Source organism: Pseudomonas sp. FP603, from assembly GCF_030687415.1.
Classification (GTDB): domain Bacteria; phylum Pseudomonadota; class Gammaproteobacteria; order Pseudomonadales; family Pseudomonadaceae; genus Aquipseudomonas; species Aquipseudomonas wuhanensis.
In genome coordinates this window covers 6,802,042-6,818,510 of sequence record NZ_CP117431.1, presented here as the reverse complement: position 1 = coordinate 6,818,510, position 16,469 = coordinate 6,802,042, and the positions used below count along the sequence as shown (strand labels likewise).

Genomic DNA, 16,469 nt, shown 5'->3' with positions numbered 1-16,469 from the left:
TGGCTAGCGGCAGAGTGTTTCGGGCTTTTGCCTGACAGGTTGTGTTCAGCTTCAGTCAGCGCAATAAGGCCTGTTAACTTTGGTCTGTAGGACGAGTGGATAAGTTCTGTAGGAGTCAGGGCTCCCACAAAAGGCTCTTGGTTGTCTTTATACCGCTTCCAGCTTGGCGTAACCCAGCATCAACCACTTGCTGCCTTCGCTGAAGTTCACCTGTACCCGCGCCTGAGCGCCAGCGCCTTCGAAATTCAGGATCACACCATCGCCAAACACCGAATGCCGCACGGTCTGGCCGAGGCTGAACCCGGTGTCCGGGATCTCGCTGCCGCCGAACAGGCTGCTGGAGCTCTGCTGCTGGCCACCACCGAACGGACGGCTGACGCTGTTGGACAGCCGCACTTCCTGGATCAGGCCTTTCGGCACTTCACGTACGAAACGCGACACTTTGTTGTAGGTCTCGCTGCCGTACAGGCGTCGGGTTTCAGCATAGGTCAGCACCAGGTTCTGCATCGCCCGGGTGATACCGACGTAGGCCAGACGGCGTTCCTCTTCAAGACGGCCGGGTTCTTCCAGGCTCATCTTGTGCGGAAACAGGCCCTCTTCCATGCCCACCAGGAACACGTAAGGGAATTCCAGGCCCTTGGCGCTGTGCAGGGTCATCAACTGAATGCTGTCTTCGTGCTCATCGGCCTGGGTGTCTCCGGCCTCCAGTGAGGCGTGACCGAGGAACGCTGACAGTGGCGACTGCTCTTCATCCTCTTCCGGATTTTCGAAGTTGCGCGCGGCGCTGACCAGTTCCTCAAGGTTTTCTACCCGGGCCTGGCCTTTCTCGCCTTTTTCCGCCTGGTGGTAAGCAATCAACCCCGATTGCTCGATCACGGTTTGGGTCATCAAGTGAAGCGGCATTTCCAGGCACTTGGCGGCGAGGTCGTCGATCAGCTCCATAAACGCCCCCAGGGCGCCGGCAGCACGGCCAGTCAGGCCTTTGTTGGCCACCAGCTGACGCATGGCTTCCCACATTGACACATGGCTGTGGCGCGCATGATCGCGGATGGCTTCGACGGTTTTTTCGCCAATGCCACGGGCCGGAACGTTGATCACCCGCTCTAGCGCCGCATCGTTGCCACGGCCTTCCAGCAAACGCATGTACGCCATGGCGTTCTTGATTTCTGCCCGTTCGAAGAAGCGCTGGCCGCCATAAATGCGGTACGGAATGCGCTCACGGAGCAAGGCTTCTTCCAAAACGCGCGATTGGGCGTTGGAGCGGTACAAAATCGCGATATCGCTGCGGGCCAAGCCTGTTTTCAGCGCGCTTTCGATGGTTTCAACCACGTAGCGTGCTTCATCGTGTTCGTTGAAGGCGGCGTACAGATTGATCGCTTCGCCTTCGCCGCCATCGGTCCACAGCTCTTTGCCCATGCGCCCGGTATTGTTGGCGATCAGGGCGTTGGCGGCTTTGAGGATCCCGGCTGTGGAGCGGTAGTTTTGCTCCAGGCGAATAATCTGGGCATCCGGGAAGTCGTCCGAATACTGATAAATGTTCTCGATTTTCGCGCCACGCCAGCCGTAGATCGACTGATCGTCGTCGCCAACCACCATCAGGCTGTCGCCACCCTTGGCCAGCAGACGCAACCAGGCGTACTGCACGGCGTTGGTGTCCTGGAACTCGTCCACCAGAATGTGCCGGAAGCGCTTCTGATAATGGGCGAGCAGGCCCGGGTTATCGCGCCACAGATCGAGGGCGCGCAGCAGCAGTTCAGAGAAGTCGATGACGCCGGCGCGCAGGCACGCGGCCTCATAGGCTTCATAAATGCTGCGCATGGTTGCCAGGAACAGATCGCCGCTGGCTTGAATATGTTGCGGACGCAGACCTTCGTCTTTCTGCCCGTTGATAAACCACTGGGCCTGTCGGACCGGCCAGCGTTGCTCGTCCAGGCCCAGCTCGCGGATCACCCGCTTGACCAGTCGTTGCTGGTCGTCGCTGTCGAGAATCTGGAAGGTCTGGCTCAGGCCGGCTTCCTGCCAGTGCGCCCGCAGCAAGCGGTGCGCCAGGCCGTGGAAGGTGCCGACCCACATGCCGGCCGGGTTGATACCCATCAGCTGCTCGATGCGATGACGCATCTCGGCAGCGGCCTTGTTGGTGAAGGTCACCGACAGAATGGAGTGGGGCGAGGCGTTTTCGACCTGGATCAACCAGGCGATACGGTGCACCAGCACTCGGGTTTTACCGGAACCAGCACCGGCCAGGACCAACTGACGACCCACGGAGGCAGCTACGGCCTGACGTTGGGCATCGTTGAGGGAGTTCAGCAGAAGGGAGAGATCATCGCGCATCAGGGCATTCTAGGGTGCGGCGTCACACCGGGCAAACCGAGCTTTGCATTAGCCGATGAAAGAAATACCGATGACGACCGGTCGGTCACCGGCTGCAAGCGTGGGCGGTGCGCGTCTGGCCGCTTTTGGACCGGGGCGGGCGGCTCAAACTTTCGTCTGTTTTATGACCTTGGACTGTTTGGTCCGGTCATTTGCTTGTGTATGCTCCGTTCACAATTCGGGCTCTCATGCTCAACTATAAGAACAAGAACATTGCCTATGACCCTCAGCTCCGACCTGTCGGGCCCCTCTGTGGAGCCTCGGGTTATCCGCAAACAGTACGCCATGGAGATGGCGGTCGAACGCACGCGCCTGCTGTACCAAGGCTCGCTGTTGCCCACGCTGTTCATGCTGATCAACGGTCTGGTGTGCGCCGGCTTGCTCTGGAGCCCGCAGCGTTACTTTGTGGTCAGCGTCTGGTTGATTTGGTTATTGTCGCTGGTGGCGTTGCGGGTGATTCAGGTCGCGGCCTTCGATTCGGCGATCCCCAACCGTCAGGCCCATCCGGTCTGGCGTCGCATGTTCATGCTCGGCTCTGCGATGACTGGCCTGACCCTGGCCGGTGCCGGTATCGCGTTGGTGCCCGCTGACAATTTCATGCAGCAAGCCTGGGTGTTCGGCCTGATCGGCGCCGCGGCGCTCTCGGCCAGTGTCGCTTATGCTGTCAGCTTGCCGGCTTTTCTGTCCTTTACCTTGCCCTGTCTGTTGCCGGCCATCGGCTATCTGTTCTGGGGCGGGGACGAGCAGGAACAGGGCTGGGGTTGGTTTGGGCTGATTTTGCTGGGTTCGTTGAGCGTGGTCGCCTGGCAGGTCAATCGGCTGATCAACCAAGGGCTGCTGCGGCGCTTTCAAAATCAGGCCCTGATCGAGCACTTGCAGCAGGCGCAAAGTCGCAGCGATCAGCTCAACCAAGAGCTGGGCAAGGAAGTCGACCAGCGCCGACGAGCCGAAGACGAATTGCGCGAAACTCAGGTCGACCTCGAGAATCGAGTCGCCCAACGCAGTCTGGAGCTGGACGCCGCCAACCAGGCCTTGAGCAAGAGCGAAGCGCGGCTGGCGCTGGCATTGAAGGCGAGCGAGCTCGGGTTGTGGGACTGGAACCTGCAGACAGACGAAGTCCATCACACCCAACTCCAGGAGCTGTTCGGGCTGGAGCCGGAATACGTGACAGCGATGCTCCGCCACCTCAAGCCCAGGCTGCACCCCGACGACTTGCCATCGCTGAAGCGGGCGCTGGTCGAGCATTTGAAGGGCCGCAGCGAGGATTACCAGATCGAGTATCGGGTACGGCATGGCGATGGCCATTGGGTCTGGATCGAGGATCGTGGTCGAGCGGTGGAGCGCGCCGAGAACGGCCGGGTGATCCGCATGGTCGGCACCCGCCGCGATATCAGCGCCAGCAAGGGCCTGGAAGAACAGCGCCAACTGGCGGCGACAGTGTTCGAGGCGGCCAGCGAAGGCATTGTGATTTTCGACCCGAATTACGCGCTGATCGCGGTCAATCAGGCTTTCAGTCGGGTGACTGGCTATGAAATCGACGACATGCTTGGGCGCAACGTGGTCGATTTGCCTTGCAGCCGCGACGCCCGCCGGCATTACGCAGCGATTCGTCAGGCGCTGGAGCAGCACGGTAGTTGGCAGGGCGAGTTGGTCGAGACCCGCAAGAATGGCGAGTTGTATCCGCAATGGCTGCAATTGAATGCCGTGCGCGATTCACGGGGAAATGTGAGCCATATTGTCGGCTTCTTCGCCGATCTGTCTGCTCGGCGTGAATCCGAAGAGCGCATGCGCTACCTCACGCATTACGACGAACTCACGGGATTGGCCAACCGTTCGTTGTTCCACGAACGGCTGCGTGAGGCTCATCAGCGGGTGCGCCAGGGCGGTCGGCGCAGTCTGGCATTACTGCACATCAATCTGGATCGCTTCAAACTGCTCAACGATAGCCTCGGCCATGAAATTGCCGATCAGCTGTTACAGAAAATGTCCCGGCGGCTGGTCAATGCGCTGCCGGAAGCGGACACCATCGCCCGGTTGTCCGGCGATGAATTTGCGGTGCTGTTCGACGCCTACGGCAACCTGTCGAGCCTGGCGCGTGTGGCGACCCGATTGTCGACCAAACTGCGTTTGCCGATCACCGTCCAGGGGCATGAACTGGTGATGAGCGCATCCATGGGCATCAGCCTCTTGCCGGACACCGCGCGGGAGATTTCTGCGCTGGTCAGCCAGTCGAACATGGCCATGCAGCATGCCAAACACTTGGGCGGCAACAACTTCCAGTTCTATACAGACAGCCTGCAAGCCAGCACGCTCGAGCGTTTGCAGCTCGAGAACCAATTGCGCAAAGCCATCGAAGAAAAGCAGCTGAAAGTGTTTTATCAACCGAAACTCTGCCTCGCCACCGGCCGGCTGAATGCCGCCGAGGCGTTGGTACGCTGGAATCATCCGACCCTGGGCCAGGTACCGCCGGGGGATTTCATCGGTCTGGCCGAGGAAACCGGGTTGATCGGTGCTATCGGCGAGTTCGTTTTGCGCCAGGCCTGTTGGCAAGCTTGTGAGTGGCAGCGTCAGGGACTGGAGCCGATTCGGGTGTCGGTCAACCTGTCGGTGCATCAACTGCGTCAGGGAAAACTGGTCAGCCTGGTGCGCCAGGTGCTGGAGGAAACCGGTCTGGCGCCGCACTACCTGGAACTGGAACTCACCGAAAGCCAGTTGCTGGACAGCGTCGAGCACATCATTGCGACCTTCCAGCAGTTGCGCGACCTTGGGGTGAAGCTGGCGATCGACGATTTTGGCACTGGCTATTCGTCTCTGAACTACCTCAAGCGCATCCCCGTGGACTACGTGAAAATCGATCAGGCATTTATCCGTGGGCTGGGGGAGAGCAGTGAAGATGCGGCGATCACCCGGGCGATTATCGCGATGGCGCATGGCCTGTCGCTGAAAGTGGTGGCTGAAGGCGTCGAGCGACCGGAGCAGTTGGAGTTTCTGAAAGCCGAGCGCTGCGATGAAGTACAGGGCTATTGGGTCAGCCGTCCGGTCGAGGCCGCCGACCTGGCCGAGCTTTTACGTCGCGACGCCAACCCTTTGTAGCAGCTGCCGAAGGCTGCGTTCGGCTGCGTAGCAGTCGTAAAACCTGCGAAACCGGATTTTTCCTGTTAAACCGTATTCATCTTCACCACTGCTTCGCAGCCGAACGCAGGCTTCGCCAGCTGCTACACGGACCGAGAGGGCTACATGAAGCCCATCATGCATGAAATGGGGACATTGAGTTACGCATTGAGCAGGCAAAAAGCCGATTCATGTAGTATAACTACAAGCGTGCTACATCCCCGGCACCTGCCAATAACAAAGAGTCCAGCCCCTTGAATCTGCTGCAACACATCGCCCAGTCACGCCACCTGTTACGCAAGTCGGAGCTCAAGGTCGCCGACCACGTGCTGCTTGATCCTGCGGCGGTGATGCACAGTTCCATGGCCGACCTGGCCCACAGCGTGGGCATCAGCGAGCCGACCATCGTGCGGTTTTGCCGCGCCATCGGTTGCTCCGGGTTTCAGGATTTGAAGCTGAAACTGGCGCAAAGCCTGGCGGCTGGCGCGAGCTTCGGGCAATTCGCGATCCATGAAGACGATTCGGTCGCCGATTACAGCCTGAAAATCTTCGACACCACCCTGCACACCCTGATGGAAGTTCGCGAGAAACTCGATCCGGTGGAGTTGCAGAGGGCGGTGTCGCTCATGTCTCAGGCCCAGCGTGTCGAGTTCTATGGATTCGGTGCTTCGGGCGCAGTGGCGGCGGATGCCCAGCACAAGTTCTTCCGTTTGCTGCTGACTGCAGCGGCGTATTCCGACCCGCACATGCAGGCGATGTCGGCGGTTACCCTGAAACCGAGCGACGTGGCGATCTGCATTTCCCAGTCGGGGCGTTCCAAGGATCTGTTGATCACCGCCAATCTGGTGCGCGAGAGTGGCGCTTCGTTGATCACGTTGTGCCCGAGCCAGACGCCGTTGGCCGAGCTGTCGACCGTCAATCTGGCGATCGATGTGCACGAAGACACCGAAATCTATACGCCGCTGACGTCGCGCATTGCGCACCTGGTGGTGATCGATGTGCTGGCGATGGGTGTGGCCATGGCCCGCGGTCCGAGCCTGGTCAATCACCTGAAAAGCGTCAAACGCAGCCTTCGCAGCTTGCGGCTGTCGCCCAAGTCAGTAAAAGCCCTCGACGATTGAGCTCGATCTGATATTGCCGGAAGGTCGTTCCGACCTTTTCGCGGGCTTGCCCGCGAAGGCGTCCTCAAAAACACCCTGTCATCTGCCAATGTTCACACCTCTGTAACCCTCCCGCCGCCAAACCGTCATCCCTCGCACCTATCTTGTAACTCCCGTACTCGCCTTGGGAGACTCGAAATGGCTCAGCCCTACGAAGAACGCAACAGCGCCGTCAAGACCCGTCGTCAGCAAGAAGATCAGCGCCGCATGGAATTTCGCCGCGCCATCGAAGATCGCTGCGAACGCCGCCAGCTACTGGCCGAAATTGGCGATTTTCCTGAAGACCTCGAACTCAACTATTGGCAGGCAGCACCGGTAGCTTCCCGTCGAAACGCCCAACCAACGCGCTGATCTGCGTCCGTTCGCTGCGGATAAACGCAAGGAATGCGTGGGCCACCGGCGACAGCCGTTTGGCCTTGGCCTGCACCAGGCACCAGCTACGCAGCAGCGGCAGCTCTTCGACCGGCAGCTCAATCAGGGCGCCGGTCGCCAACTCAAGGTTCAGGGCGTGGCGCGTCAATAGCGCCAGGCCCAGACCCGCCAATACGCATTCACGCTGAGCTTCGGCCGAGGCGACCTCCTGGGTCTGGGTGAAATGCACGCGCTTCTCTTTGAAATACTCTTCGCACGCCAATCGCGTACCGGAACCGGGTTCGCGCAACAGCAGCGTGTAGGGTTCCAGATCCTGCAAGCGCAACGGCCCCATGTGGCACAGCGGATGATCCGGCGGCGCCACGGCTACAATCGGGTTGTTGAGGAACGGCAGAAACTCCAGCCCCATGTCTTGTGGGACCATCGACATGATCACCAAGTCATCACGGTTGTCCGACAGTCGCCGAATAACCTGGCCACGATTGACCACTGTCAGGTGCAGGTTTACTTCCGGGTGCTGGCGCTTGAAGGCGGCAAACAGATGCGGTACGAAATACTTGGCGCTGGATTCCACCGCCAGTTTCAGCTGACCCTGCAATGAGCCTTGCATGTCCGATAGCTGCATATCGAGGTTTTCCAGGCGCCCGAAAATATCCCGGCTGGCGCGCTGCAGTGCTTCGGCCGCCTCGGTCATGTAGAGTTTTTTGCCGACATAATCGAACAACGGTTGTCCGATCAGCTCTTCGAGTTGACGAATCTGTAGGCTCACGGCAGGTTGTGTGAGAGACATTTCGTCGGCAGCGCGGCTGTAGGACCTTAAATCGCACACCTCATTGAAGATCTGCAATTGACGCAATGTCATACGCATCAATGACTTACGCATTTTCTAGAGATCCTGAGCGGAGGCTGATGCCTCAACTATAAGTCTTTGCTTATGTGTAACCCAATTATTATTCATTTTTGTTAATCCCTTGCGAGAGCTAGTGTGGAGCTGCGACTGAATTGAAACATTTGGTCACGCGTCGACCTGGTGTGACAGGTCGTGGGTACCACCGGCTCAAGGGAACCTCCAAGTGATAAAAAAGATCCTGATCGCCAACCGTGGTGAGATTGCCGTACGAATCGTGCGTGCCTGCGCGGAAATGGGCATTCGCTCGGTCGCGATCTATTCCGACGCCGACCGCCATGCCTTGCATGTGAAGCGTGCGGACGAGGCCCACAGCATCGGTGCTGAACCACTGGCCGGCTATCTGAACCCGCGCAAGCTGGTGAATCTGGCGGTGGAAACCGGTTGCGATGCATTGCACCCTGGCTACGGCTTCCTTTCGGAAAATGCCGAGCTGGCGGACATCTGCGCCGAACGCGGTATCAAATTCATTGGTCCATCGGCTGAAGTGATTCGCCGCATGGGCGACAAGACCGAAGCGCGCCGCAGCATGATCAAGGCCGGCGTACCGGTCACCCCAGGCACCGAAGGCAACGTGTCGGGCATCGAAGAAGCCCTGACCGAAGGTGACCGCATCGGTTACCCGGTGATGCTCAAGGCCACATCCGGTGGTGGCGGCCGCGGCATTCGTCGCTGCAACAGCCGCGAAGAACTCGAACAAGCCTTTCCACGAGTGATTTCCGAAGCCACCAAGGCTTTCGGTTCGGCGGAAGTGTTCCTGGAAAAATGCATCGTCAATCCGAAGCACATCGAAGCGCAGATTCTCGGCGACAGCTTTGGCAACGTAGTGCACCTGTTCGAGCGTGACTGCTCGATCCAGCGTCGCAACCAGAAGCTGATCGAGATCGCTCCGAGCCCACAACTGACCCCGGAACAGCGCGCCTATATCGGCGACCTGTCGGTGCGCGCAGCCAAGGCCGTGGGCTACGAGAACGCCGGCACCGTGGAGTTCCTGCTCGCCGAGGGCGAGGTGTACTTCATGGAGATGAACACCCGGGTGCAGGTGGAACACACCATCACCGAAGAAATTACCGGCATCGACATCGTTCGCGAGCAGATCCGCATCGCCTCCGGCCTGCCGCTTTCGGTGAAACAGGAAGACATCCAGCACCGCGGTTTCGCGCTGCAGTTCCGGATTAACGCCGAAGACCCGAAAAACAACTTCCTGCCGAGCTTCGGCAAGATCACCCGTTACTACGCGCCTGGCGGTCCCGGCGTGCGCACCGATACAGCGATCTACACCGGCTACACCATTCCGCCGTTCTACGATTCCATGTGCCTGAAACTGGTGGTCTGGGCGCTGACTTGGGAAGAAGCGATGGACCGTGGCTTGCGAGCTCTGGACGACATGCGTCTGCAAGGGGTCAAGACCACCGCCGCGTATTACCAGGAAATCCTCCGTAACCCGGAATTCCGTAGCGGCCAGTTCAACACCAGCTTCGTTGAAAGCCACCCTGAACTGACCAACTACTCGATCAAGCGCAAACCCGAAGAGCTGGCCCTGGCCATCGCCGCCGCCATCGCCGCCCACGCAGGCCTGTGAGGAATATTCCAATGACTAAGAAAATCCACGTTACCGACACAATCCTGCGCGACGCCCACCAATCGCTGCTCGCCACCCGCATGCGCACCGAAGACATGCTGCCGATCTGCGACAAGCTCGACAAAGTCGGCTACTGGTCGCTGGAGTGCTGGGGCGGCGCGACCTTCGACGCCTGCGTACGCTTCCTGAAAGAAGACCCGTGGGAGCGTCTGCGCCAACTGCGCGCGGCGTTGCCTAATACCCGTCTGCAAATGCTCCTGCGTGGCCAGAACCTGCTCGGTTATCGCCATTATAGCGACGACGTGGTCAAAGCCTTCGTCGCCAAGGCCGCGGTCAACGGCATCGACGTGTTCCGCATCTTCGACGCGATGAACGACGTGCGTAACCTGCGCGTGGCCATCGAAGCAGTGAAGGCAGCTGGCAAACACGCCCAGGGCACCATCGCCTACACCACCAGCCCGGTGCACACCATCGAGGCTTTCGTGGCGCAGGCCAAGCAAATGGAAGCCATGGGTTGCGACTCGGTGGCGATCAAAGACATGGCCGGTCTGCTGACCCCGTACGCTACGGGTGAGCTGGTCAAGGCACTGAAAGCCGAGCAGTCGCTGCCGGTGTTCATCCATTCCCACGACACTGCTGGTTTGGCTGCGATGTGCCAACTCAAGGGCATCGAAAACGGCGCCGACCATATCGACACCGCGATCTCCAGCTTCGCTTGGGGCACCAGCCATCCGGGCACCGAATCGATGGTCGCCGCCCTTAAAGGCAGCGAGTTCGATACCGGCCTGAACCTGGAGCTGTTGCAGGAAATCGGCTTGTACTTCTACGCCGTGCGCAAGAAGTACCACCAGTTCGAAAGCGAATTCACCGCCGTCGACACCCGCGTTCAAGTCAACCAGGTACCGGGCGGGATGATCTCCAACCTGGCCAACCAGTTGAAAGAGCAGGGCGCCCTGAATCGCATGGCGGAAGTGCTTGCGGAAATCCCGCGCGTTCGTGAAGACCTCGGTTTCCCGCCGCTGGTGACCCCGACCTCGCAAATCGTCGGTACTCAGGCGTTTTTCAACGTGCTGGCCGGCGAGCGCTACAAGACCATCACCAACGAAGTGAAGCTCTACCTGCAAGGCGGCTACGGCAAAGCGCCGGGCACCGTGAACGAAAAGCTGCGTCGTCAGGCAATCGGCAGCGAAGAAGTGATCGACGTGCGTCCGGCCGATCTGCTCAAGCCGGAGATGACCAAGTTGCGTGCCGAAATTGGCGCCGTGGCCAAGTCTGAAGAAGACGTGCTGACCTACGCCATGTTTCCGGACATCGGCCGCAAGTTCCTCGAAGAACGCGCAGCCGGCACCCTCACGCCAGAAGTGCTGTTGCCGATTCCGGAAGCGGGCGGCGTGGCGTCGGCCGGCGGCGAAGGCGTGCCGACCGAGTTCGTCATCGACGTTCACGGCGAGACCTACCGCGTCGACATCACCGGTGTCGGCGTCAAGTCGGAAGGCAAGCGCCACTTCTACCTGTCCATCGACGGCATGCCGGAAGAAGTGGTGTTCGAACCACTCAACGAGTTCGTCAGCGGTGGCAGCAGCAAGCGCAAGCAAGCCACTGCACCGGGTCACGTCAGCACCACCATGCCGGGCAACATCGTCGATGTGCTGGTCAAGGAAGGCGACACCGTGAAAGCCGGCCAGGCCGTGCTGATCACCGAAGCGATGAAGATGGAAACCGAAGTCCAATCGGCCATCGCCGGCAAAGTCACCGCCATCCACGTGGCCAAGGGCGACCGGGTGAACCCGGGCGAGATTCTGATCGAGATCGAAGGCTGAGTTAACAGCCTCGATATACCGTTTTAAACCTCGGGGGGGCATGTGCTCCCCTTTTTTTTTCGCCCCGGGTTTGTGGCTGTTAGAAACTCATTCGCCATTGCCCCGTCACGCCGTGGTTGCGGCTGTCGGTGCCGATCTCGCCAGAGAGACCGACGCCCAAGGTGTGTTTTGCTGACAATCCAAGGTCCAGCGCTGCATCGACCAGCAGACTGTCACGATCCAGCGGCGCACCGGAAACGGTGAAGTTTTTTCCGCCCGTAACCAATCGTTGGCGAGTATCGCTGTAGACGTCCCCGTAAGTGTGTTTCCAGCTGGCACTGAACCGTGGCGTCAGTTGCATGCCGTTATCCAGAGTGTTGAGCTTCGCCAGCCGCAGGCCGAATGTGCTGTTTAAATTGTTCTGCGTTTGACCGTGTACCTTCAGCGCCGCTGCGCCACCTTTTTCCGTGTAGGCGTCGCGCTGATAGCGCTGGTAGCCCAGGCTGGCAAACGGTTCGATGCTGATGTTCGCCCGCCCCAGGTTGTAACCCAATTCCGCAAAGGCTTGCTGGGTGTTGGCACCGTAACGGCCTTCGGGGCGGTCGCTGAAACCTTTGAAGGCAACCCGGCGTTTAGTGCTGCCATCGTGACTGCTGTAGGTCGCACCCAGGCGCAGGGACATCGGTCCGTTTTGACGTAGGGTATAAGCTCCCAAATGCCAGCTGTCGAGATCGCCGTCGAGTCCGCGGCTGTCCAGGCGCGTTTCGGATTTGCCGCTCATCACCCCGATGCGCCATTCCTCATCGATGCCCCAATCAGCTCCCAGGACCAGACCGTGGGTTGTGTGTTTCAGAGCGTCATAGTCGCGATCCAGCGTCCCGCCGTGACCCAATGCTTGAAGCCAGACTCGGCCATTGTCTTCGCTGCCGGCGGCCAGGCGTGGTGCATTGCGCCTGGTGGAATTGCTGTAGCTACGGGCGCTGTCCAGCTGGCGCATGGCCGAGAGCATGGTTGCGCTGATTGGGCTGTCACTGTTCAGGGTCGCTTTCGCAAGGTTGGCGTTGTTGGCGCCGTCCAGTTGGTTGATGGCCTGGGAGGCTGTTTCGGTGGTGGAGGCGAGCAGGGCCGTGACAGCGGCGTTAGCGGTATTGGGAGGTGTCTGCGCCGTCGGACTGGCTTTGGGCTCTTCAATACTGCGGGCGAGTTCCCGACCGTTTTCGTTCGTCGCGAGACTCTCGAAAGTCACTTCGTTGCGAGCGTAGGTCAGGCGGACGGCCTTTTCGTCGCCGTAGTCCGGGGTGGCCGTCATGAATGCGAGATTGTTTTCAATATTGCCGAAATGCCCATCGACCTTGTCGGCCTCGATGATGGTGTACTGGGTGGTTTGCGGATAGTCACCCGATGCTGCGACGATTTTCAGGGTTGCACCGCTGAGGCGGGCGGTACCGTCGACTTTGATCGTTTCGTGACGGCCGTCGGGATTGACCTCATAGGCGAGTACAGCGGTCTTGGAGAGATTCAAGTCACCTTTGACCTTTGGGGCGCCATGCAAGCTGTTGACGGTGAGACGCCCCTGCACATCCAGGCTAGCAATGGTGCCTGCTCCTGCAAAAGTACCTTCCTCGTAGACGTCCACATGGCCCTTTATATCGCCGTTGTTGAAGAGCATTCCGGCTGCAATCGCTCCGCCTTCGATTTCTCCTTTATTGGTCAGTATCCCGTCATTCAGCACCAACACACCTTCGTGAAAATCTCCTGTGCTGGTCAACGTCCAAGAACCTTGGGAAACATACAGACCGTTGAAGTTGCGGGTGTTCCCCAATTGGCCACCGTCGGTACCAATAAGTTGTATGACGTTGGTTCCTTTGCCGCCATCGACCCGACCTTCGAAGCTTCCACCATTCTTGACGATGATGAGGTCATCTCTGTCTTCCGGTCTCACAGAAATACCTCGCCGAGCAGGTTGGGGCGAATCAATCTCCTTTTTGAAGGTGCTGTCCGCATTGATAAAGGCTTGGAGCCGGGAAAACGGGTTCGGTATAGATTCCGGCCGCTTGGTTGCCTCAGTGAGGCCCGTCGGTTCAGCATGCTCTGGTAGTTCTTGGGCGTTTGTAAATTCTGCGCAACCCACTGCAAACGCAATGGCCAACGCCAGGTGTTTCGGGCGGTATTTGTGTTGAGCGGGCATCGAGTACGGCCTCTTTTGAAAGGAGGCCAACTCTAAGAGGGAGGCTATAGGTACCGATGTCAGCTGCTTCTGACGGGTTTGCGGGGGTTGTCAGAAGGTTGTGTAGAAAATTGCCAGCCTCCTGAGGAAGGTTGTTTTTATCCGTTCGGACAGACGCTTTTTCTTACAACAAATCGAGAAACGGTCGGCTATCGCACCTCGGAAACTCATCTTCCTTTCGCTAACTACGGCTCAAATACGCCTTCCCATAATGCCGCTCCATCCGCGCCTGAATCAGCTCCAGCCCAATCGACATCACCCAATAAATCACCGCCGCCGTCGTCAGCATTTCGATATAGCGATAGCTCGAGCGCCCATACGACTGCGCCAGGAACATCACTTCCCAAACCCCCATCACCGAAATCAGTGACGAGTCCTTGAGCATGGAGATGAACTGGTTGGTGGTGGGCGGGATGATGGTGCGCATGGCTTGGGGCAGGGTGACGCGCCAGAAGATCACGGTTTCGCGCATGCCCAGGGCCAATGATGCTTCGCGTTGGCCATGGGGGACGCCGAGGATGCCGGCGCGGAAGATTTCGCTCAGGTAGGCGCCGTAGTTCAGTGACAGGGCGATGATGCCAGCGGCGATGGCGCCGGGCACGATGCCGAGTTGTGGCAAGCCGAGGTAAATCAGCAGAATCTGAATCAGCAGCGGTGTGCCGCGAAAGAACGAGGCATAGAAGCTCGCAATACCGAACGCCACCGCGCTTTTCGACAGCCGTGCCAAAGCCGTGATGAAGCCCAACAGCGAAGACGTCACGATCGAGCACAGGCACAAGAACAACGTCAGCGCCGCGCCTTGTAGAAAGCCGTTGGGCGCCAGGTGCAGGCCGATCAGGTTCGGCAGTTTGTCGAGGATGATCGAGAACTTCAGGTCGAAGCTCAGGAAGAAACTCGCGAACAAGCCGAACATCGCCGCCCAGGTCAGGTACAGCCGTGTGCGGAAACCGAAGACCCGTTGCAGTAATGACTCAGCCACCGGTTGCGGCGGCTGAGGTGGTTTGGGGAAAGAAGTCATTTGCTGATGTCGGCGCCGATCCATTTTTGCGACAGCTTGCTCAAGGTGCCGTCCTGTTTCAACTGGGCAAACACATCACGTACTTTGGCGTCCCACTGGGCGTCGCCTTTTTCGATGGCCACCGAGTTTGGCTCCGAGTACAGCGGGTCACCGGCGAGTTTGAAGCGTTTGTCTTCGTTCAGGCGTGGTTGCGCGGTCACCAGGTTCGTGAGGATCGCGTCCAGACGCACGCCAGCGCCCAGGCCCAAATCCTGGAACGCGACGTTGTCGGTGTCATACGGGGCGATCTGCACATTCTCGAACGGGTACTGCAGTTGGGTATCTTCGGCACCTTCGATCACCAGGTTTTTGTTCAGGTAGCTTTCATAACTGGAGGCGCTGGTGAGGCCGACTTTTTTGCCGCTCAGGTCCTTGGCGCTGTGAATGCTGTTGTCCTTGGCGTTGACCACGATTACAGCAGGGGAGGCGTAGTACTCGACCGGGAAGTCGAAGACTTCGGCGCGGGCTTTGCTCGGGGTCATGGAGCAGATGCAGATGTCATAACGCCCGCTCCAGCGACCGGCAGCGATCACATCCCAAGAAGGTGTTTCAAGGCGCAGCTTGACGCCCAGTTTGTCCGCCACGGCCTTGGCCACGTCGACGTCGAAACCGTCGAGCTGGTTTTGATCGTTGAGGAATGAGAAGGGCGGATAGCTTTCCATCAACACACCCACCAGTTCTTTCTTTTTCTCGATGCGATCCAGAGTGGCGCCCGCAAAGGCTTGGGTAGAGGCAGCCAAAATCGTCAGGCCCAGGGCCAGCAGTGGTTGAAATTTCACAGTTGATCCCTGAAAAAAAAAGAGGTTGTTATTAACCGGGTGGTGCGTATTAAATAGTTATAAGAACGACTCTGATAGTGAGTTATTTTCATAAGCTTATGAGTGAAAAGCATATGGGCGCAGGCAGCACGGTAATTCTGGATGGCGGCATGGGTCGTGAGCTGCAACGCCGAGGGGCGCCGTTCAGGCAACCTGAATGGTCCGCGCTAGCTTTGAGCGAAGCGCCGCAAGCCGTGGAGGCCGTGCATGCGGCTTACATCGAAAGCGGTGCCAACGTGATCACCAGCAACAGTTATGCGGTGGTGCCGTTCCATATTGGCGAAGAGCGTTTTGCCGCTGAGGGCCAGGCGCTCGCGGCATTGGCCGGTGAGCTGGCCCGTCGTGCAGTCGATGCGGCGGGCAAACCGGTGCGCGTGGCCGGTTCATTGCCACCGTTGTTCGGCTCCTATCGCCCGGACCTGTTCGATGCTGCGCGGGTGACTGAACTGCTGACGCCTCTGGTCAATGGCCTGGCGCCTCATGTCGACCTGTGGCTGGCCGAAACCCAGAGCTCGATTATCGAGGCACGGGCGATCCATGCCGGGCTGCCGAAGGACGGCAAGCCGCTCTGGCTGTCGTTTACCCTGAAGGATGAAGACACCGACGAAGTGCCGCGTCTGCGTTCCGGTGAGCCGGTGGCTGAGGCTGCCGCGGTGGCGGCTGAGTTGGGCGTCGAGACATTGCTGTTCAACTGCAGCCAGCCGGAAGTGATCGGCGTGGCGATTGATGCGGCGCGGGAAACCTTCGAACGCTTGGGTGTGAAGATTCACATCGGCGCATACGCCAATGCCTTCCCGCCGCAGCCGAAAGAGGCCACGGCCAATGACGGGCTGGACCCGTTGCGCGACGATCTCGACCCGCCGGGTTATCTGCAATGGGCGGCCGATTGGCAGAAGCGTGGGGCCAGCCATTTGGGCGGTTGCTGCGGGATCGGGCCGGAGCATATTGCAGTGCTCGCCCAGAAACTGGTTTGAAAGATCATTCCCACGCGCAGCAAAGGAACGCATCCCGCGACGCTCTGCGTCGCCTTCCGGATCGAACGCAGAGCATCCGTGGCTGCATTCCC

The 16,469-nt window shown here is 59.2% G+C and carries 11 protein-coding genes; 6 read left to right on the top strand and 5 right to left on the bottom strand.

The window, feature by feature from the left end; translation table 11 throughout:
- Positions 1-147: 147 nt before the first annotated feature.
- Positions 148-2,331 carry a DNA helicase II gene (uvrD, locus tag PSH65_RS31400; protein WP_305424347.1) on the bottom strand — a complete coding sequence of 728 codons (2,184 nt, stop codon included), beginning with the start codon at positions 2,329-2,331 and terminating at the stop codon, positions 148-150.
- A 258-nt stretch (positions 2,332-2,589) separates the two neighbouring features.
- Between uvrD and PSH65_RS31395 the strand changes: the two genes are divergently transcribed.
- The 3 genes from PSH65_RS31395 (at position 2,590) to PSH65_RS31385 (ending at position 6,992) form a co-directional block, all read left to right on the top strand.
- A complete protein-coding gene (locus PSH65_RS31395; RefSeq protein WP_305424346.1) occupies positions 2,590-5,463 on the top strand; it encodes an EAL domain-containing protein in 2,874 nt (957 codons plus the stop codon).
- A gap of 272 nt (positions 5,464-5,735) precedes the next feature.
- Positions 5,736-6,602: a transcriptional regulator HexR gene (gene hexR, locus PSH65_RS31390; RefSeq protein ID WP_007896526.1), complete on the top strand. Its 867-nt coding sequence runs from the start codon at positions 5,736-5,738 to the stop codon at positions 6,600-6,602.
- A gap of 177 nt (positions 6,603-6,779) precedes the next feature.
- On the top strand, positions 6,780-6,992 hold the full coding sequence (locus tag PSH65_RS31385; protein WP_123357127.1) for a PA3496 family putative envelope integrity protein: 213 nt from the start codon (positions 6,780-6,782) through the stop codon (positions 6,990-6,992).
- Here the strand turns inward: PSH65_RS31385 and PSH65_RS31380 are convergent.
- A complete protein-coding gene (locus PSH65_RS31380) occupies positions 6,934-7,896 on the bottom strand; it encodes a LysR family transcriptional regulator (RefSeq protein ID WP_305424345.1) in 963 nt (320 codons plus the stop codon). The two genes, PSH65_RS31385 and PSH65_RS31380, sit on opposite strands and share 59 nt — an antisense overlap.
- A gap of 190 nt (positions 7,897-8,086) precedes the next feature.
- On the opposite strand from PSH65_RS31380, the gene PSH65_RS31375 reads away from it, so the two are divergent.
- Both PSH65_RS31375 and oadA read left to right on the top strand, forming a co-directional pair.
- Entirely contained in the window at positions 8,087-9,502 is a 1,416-nt protein-coding gene (locus PSH65_RS31375) for an acetyl-CoA carboxylase biotin carboxylase subunit (protein ID WP_007896523.1), read from the top strand.
- A gap of 11 nt (positions 9,503-9,513) precedes the next feature.
- Positions 9,514-11,322, top strand: a complete 1,809-nt coding sequence (oadA, locus tag PSH65_RS31370) for a sodium-extruding oxaloacetate decarboxylase subunit alpha (RefSeq protein ID WP_305424344.1) — start codon at positions 9,514-9,516, stop codon at positions 11,320-11,322.
- A 79-nt stretch (positions 11,323-11,401) separates the two neighbouring features.
- On the opposite strand, the gene PSH65_RS31365 is transcribed toward oadA, so the two are convergent.
- The 3 genes from PSH65_RS31365 to PSH65_RS31355 form a co-directional block, all read right to left on the bottom strand.
- Complete coding sequence (locus PSH65_RS31365; RefSeq protein ID WP_305424343.1) at positions 11,402-13,489, bottom strand: autotransporter domain-containing protein; 2,088 nt, start codon at positions 13,487-13,489, stop codon at positions 11,402-11,404.
- 220 nt (positions 13,490-13,709) lie between these two features.
- Positions 13,710-14,546 (bottom strand): amino acid ABC transporter permease, encoded by an 837-nt coding sequence (locus tag PSH65_RS31360; RefSeq protein WP_305424342.1) that lies wholly within the window; start codon positions 14,544-14,546, stop codon positions 13,710-13,712.
- Positions 14,543-15,364 (bottom strand): ABC transporter substrate-binding protein, encoded by an 822-nt coding sequence (locus PSH65_RS31355; RefSeq protein ID WP_305424341.1) that lies wholly within the window; start codon positions 15,362-15,364, stop codon positions 14,543-14,545. Before PSH65_RS31355 ends, PSH65_RS31360 begins: the two co-directional genes overlap by 4 nt.
- Before the next feature lie 113 nt (positions 15,365-15,477).
- Here PSH65_RS31355 and PSH65_RS31350 point away from each other — a divergent pair, with 113 nt between their 5' ends.
- Positions 15,478-16,377 carry a homocysteine S-methyltransferase family protein gene (locus PSH65_RS31350; RefSeq protein WP_305424340.1) on the top strand — a complete coding sequence of 300 codons (900 nt, stop codon included), beginning with the start codon at positions 15,478-15,480 and terminating at the stop codon, positions 16,375-16,377.
- Positions 16,378-16,469 lie beyond the last annotated feature (92 nt).

Coding starts and splice junctions, on each gene's coding strand:
- uvrD (WP_305424347.1), bottom strand. CDS start 2,331: ATGCGCGATGATCTCTCCCTTCTGCTGAACTCCCTCAACGATGCCCAA.
- PSH65_RS31350 (WP_305424340.1), top strand. CDS start 15,478: ATGGGCGCAGGCAGCACGGTAATTCTGGATGGCGGCATGGGTCGTGAG.
- oadA (WP_305424344.1), top strand. CDS start 9,514: ATGACTAAGAAAATCCACGTTACCGACACAATCCTGCGCGACGCCCAC.
- PSH65_RS31385 (WP_123357127.1), top strand. CDS start 6,780: ATGGCTCAGCCCTACGAAGAACGCAACAGCGCCGTCAAGACCCGTCGT.
- PSH65_RS31365 (WP_305424343.1), bottom strand. CDS start 13,489: ATGCCCGCTCAACACAAATACCGCCCGAAACACCTGGCGTTGGCCATT.
- PSH65_RS31395 (WP_305424346.1), top strand. CDS start 2,590: ATGACCCTCAGCTCCGACCTGTCGGGCCCCTCTGTGGAGCCTCGGGTT.
- PSH65_RS31360 (WP_305424342.1), bottom strand. CDS start 14,546: ATGACTTCTTTCCCCAAACCACCTCAGCCGCCGCAACCGGTGGCTGAG.
- PSH65_RS31380 (WP_305424345.1), bottom strand. CDS start 7,896: ATGCGTAAGTCATTGATGCGTATGACATTGCGTCAATTGCAGATCTTC.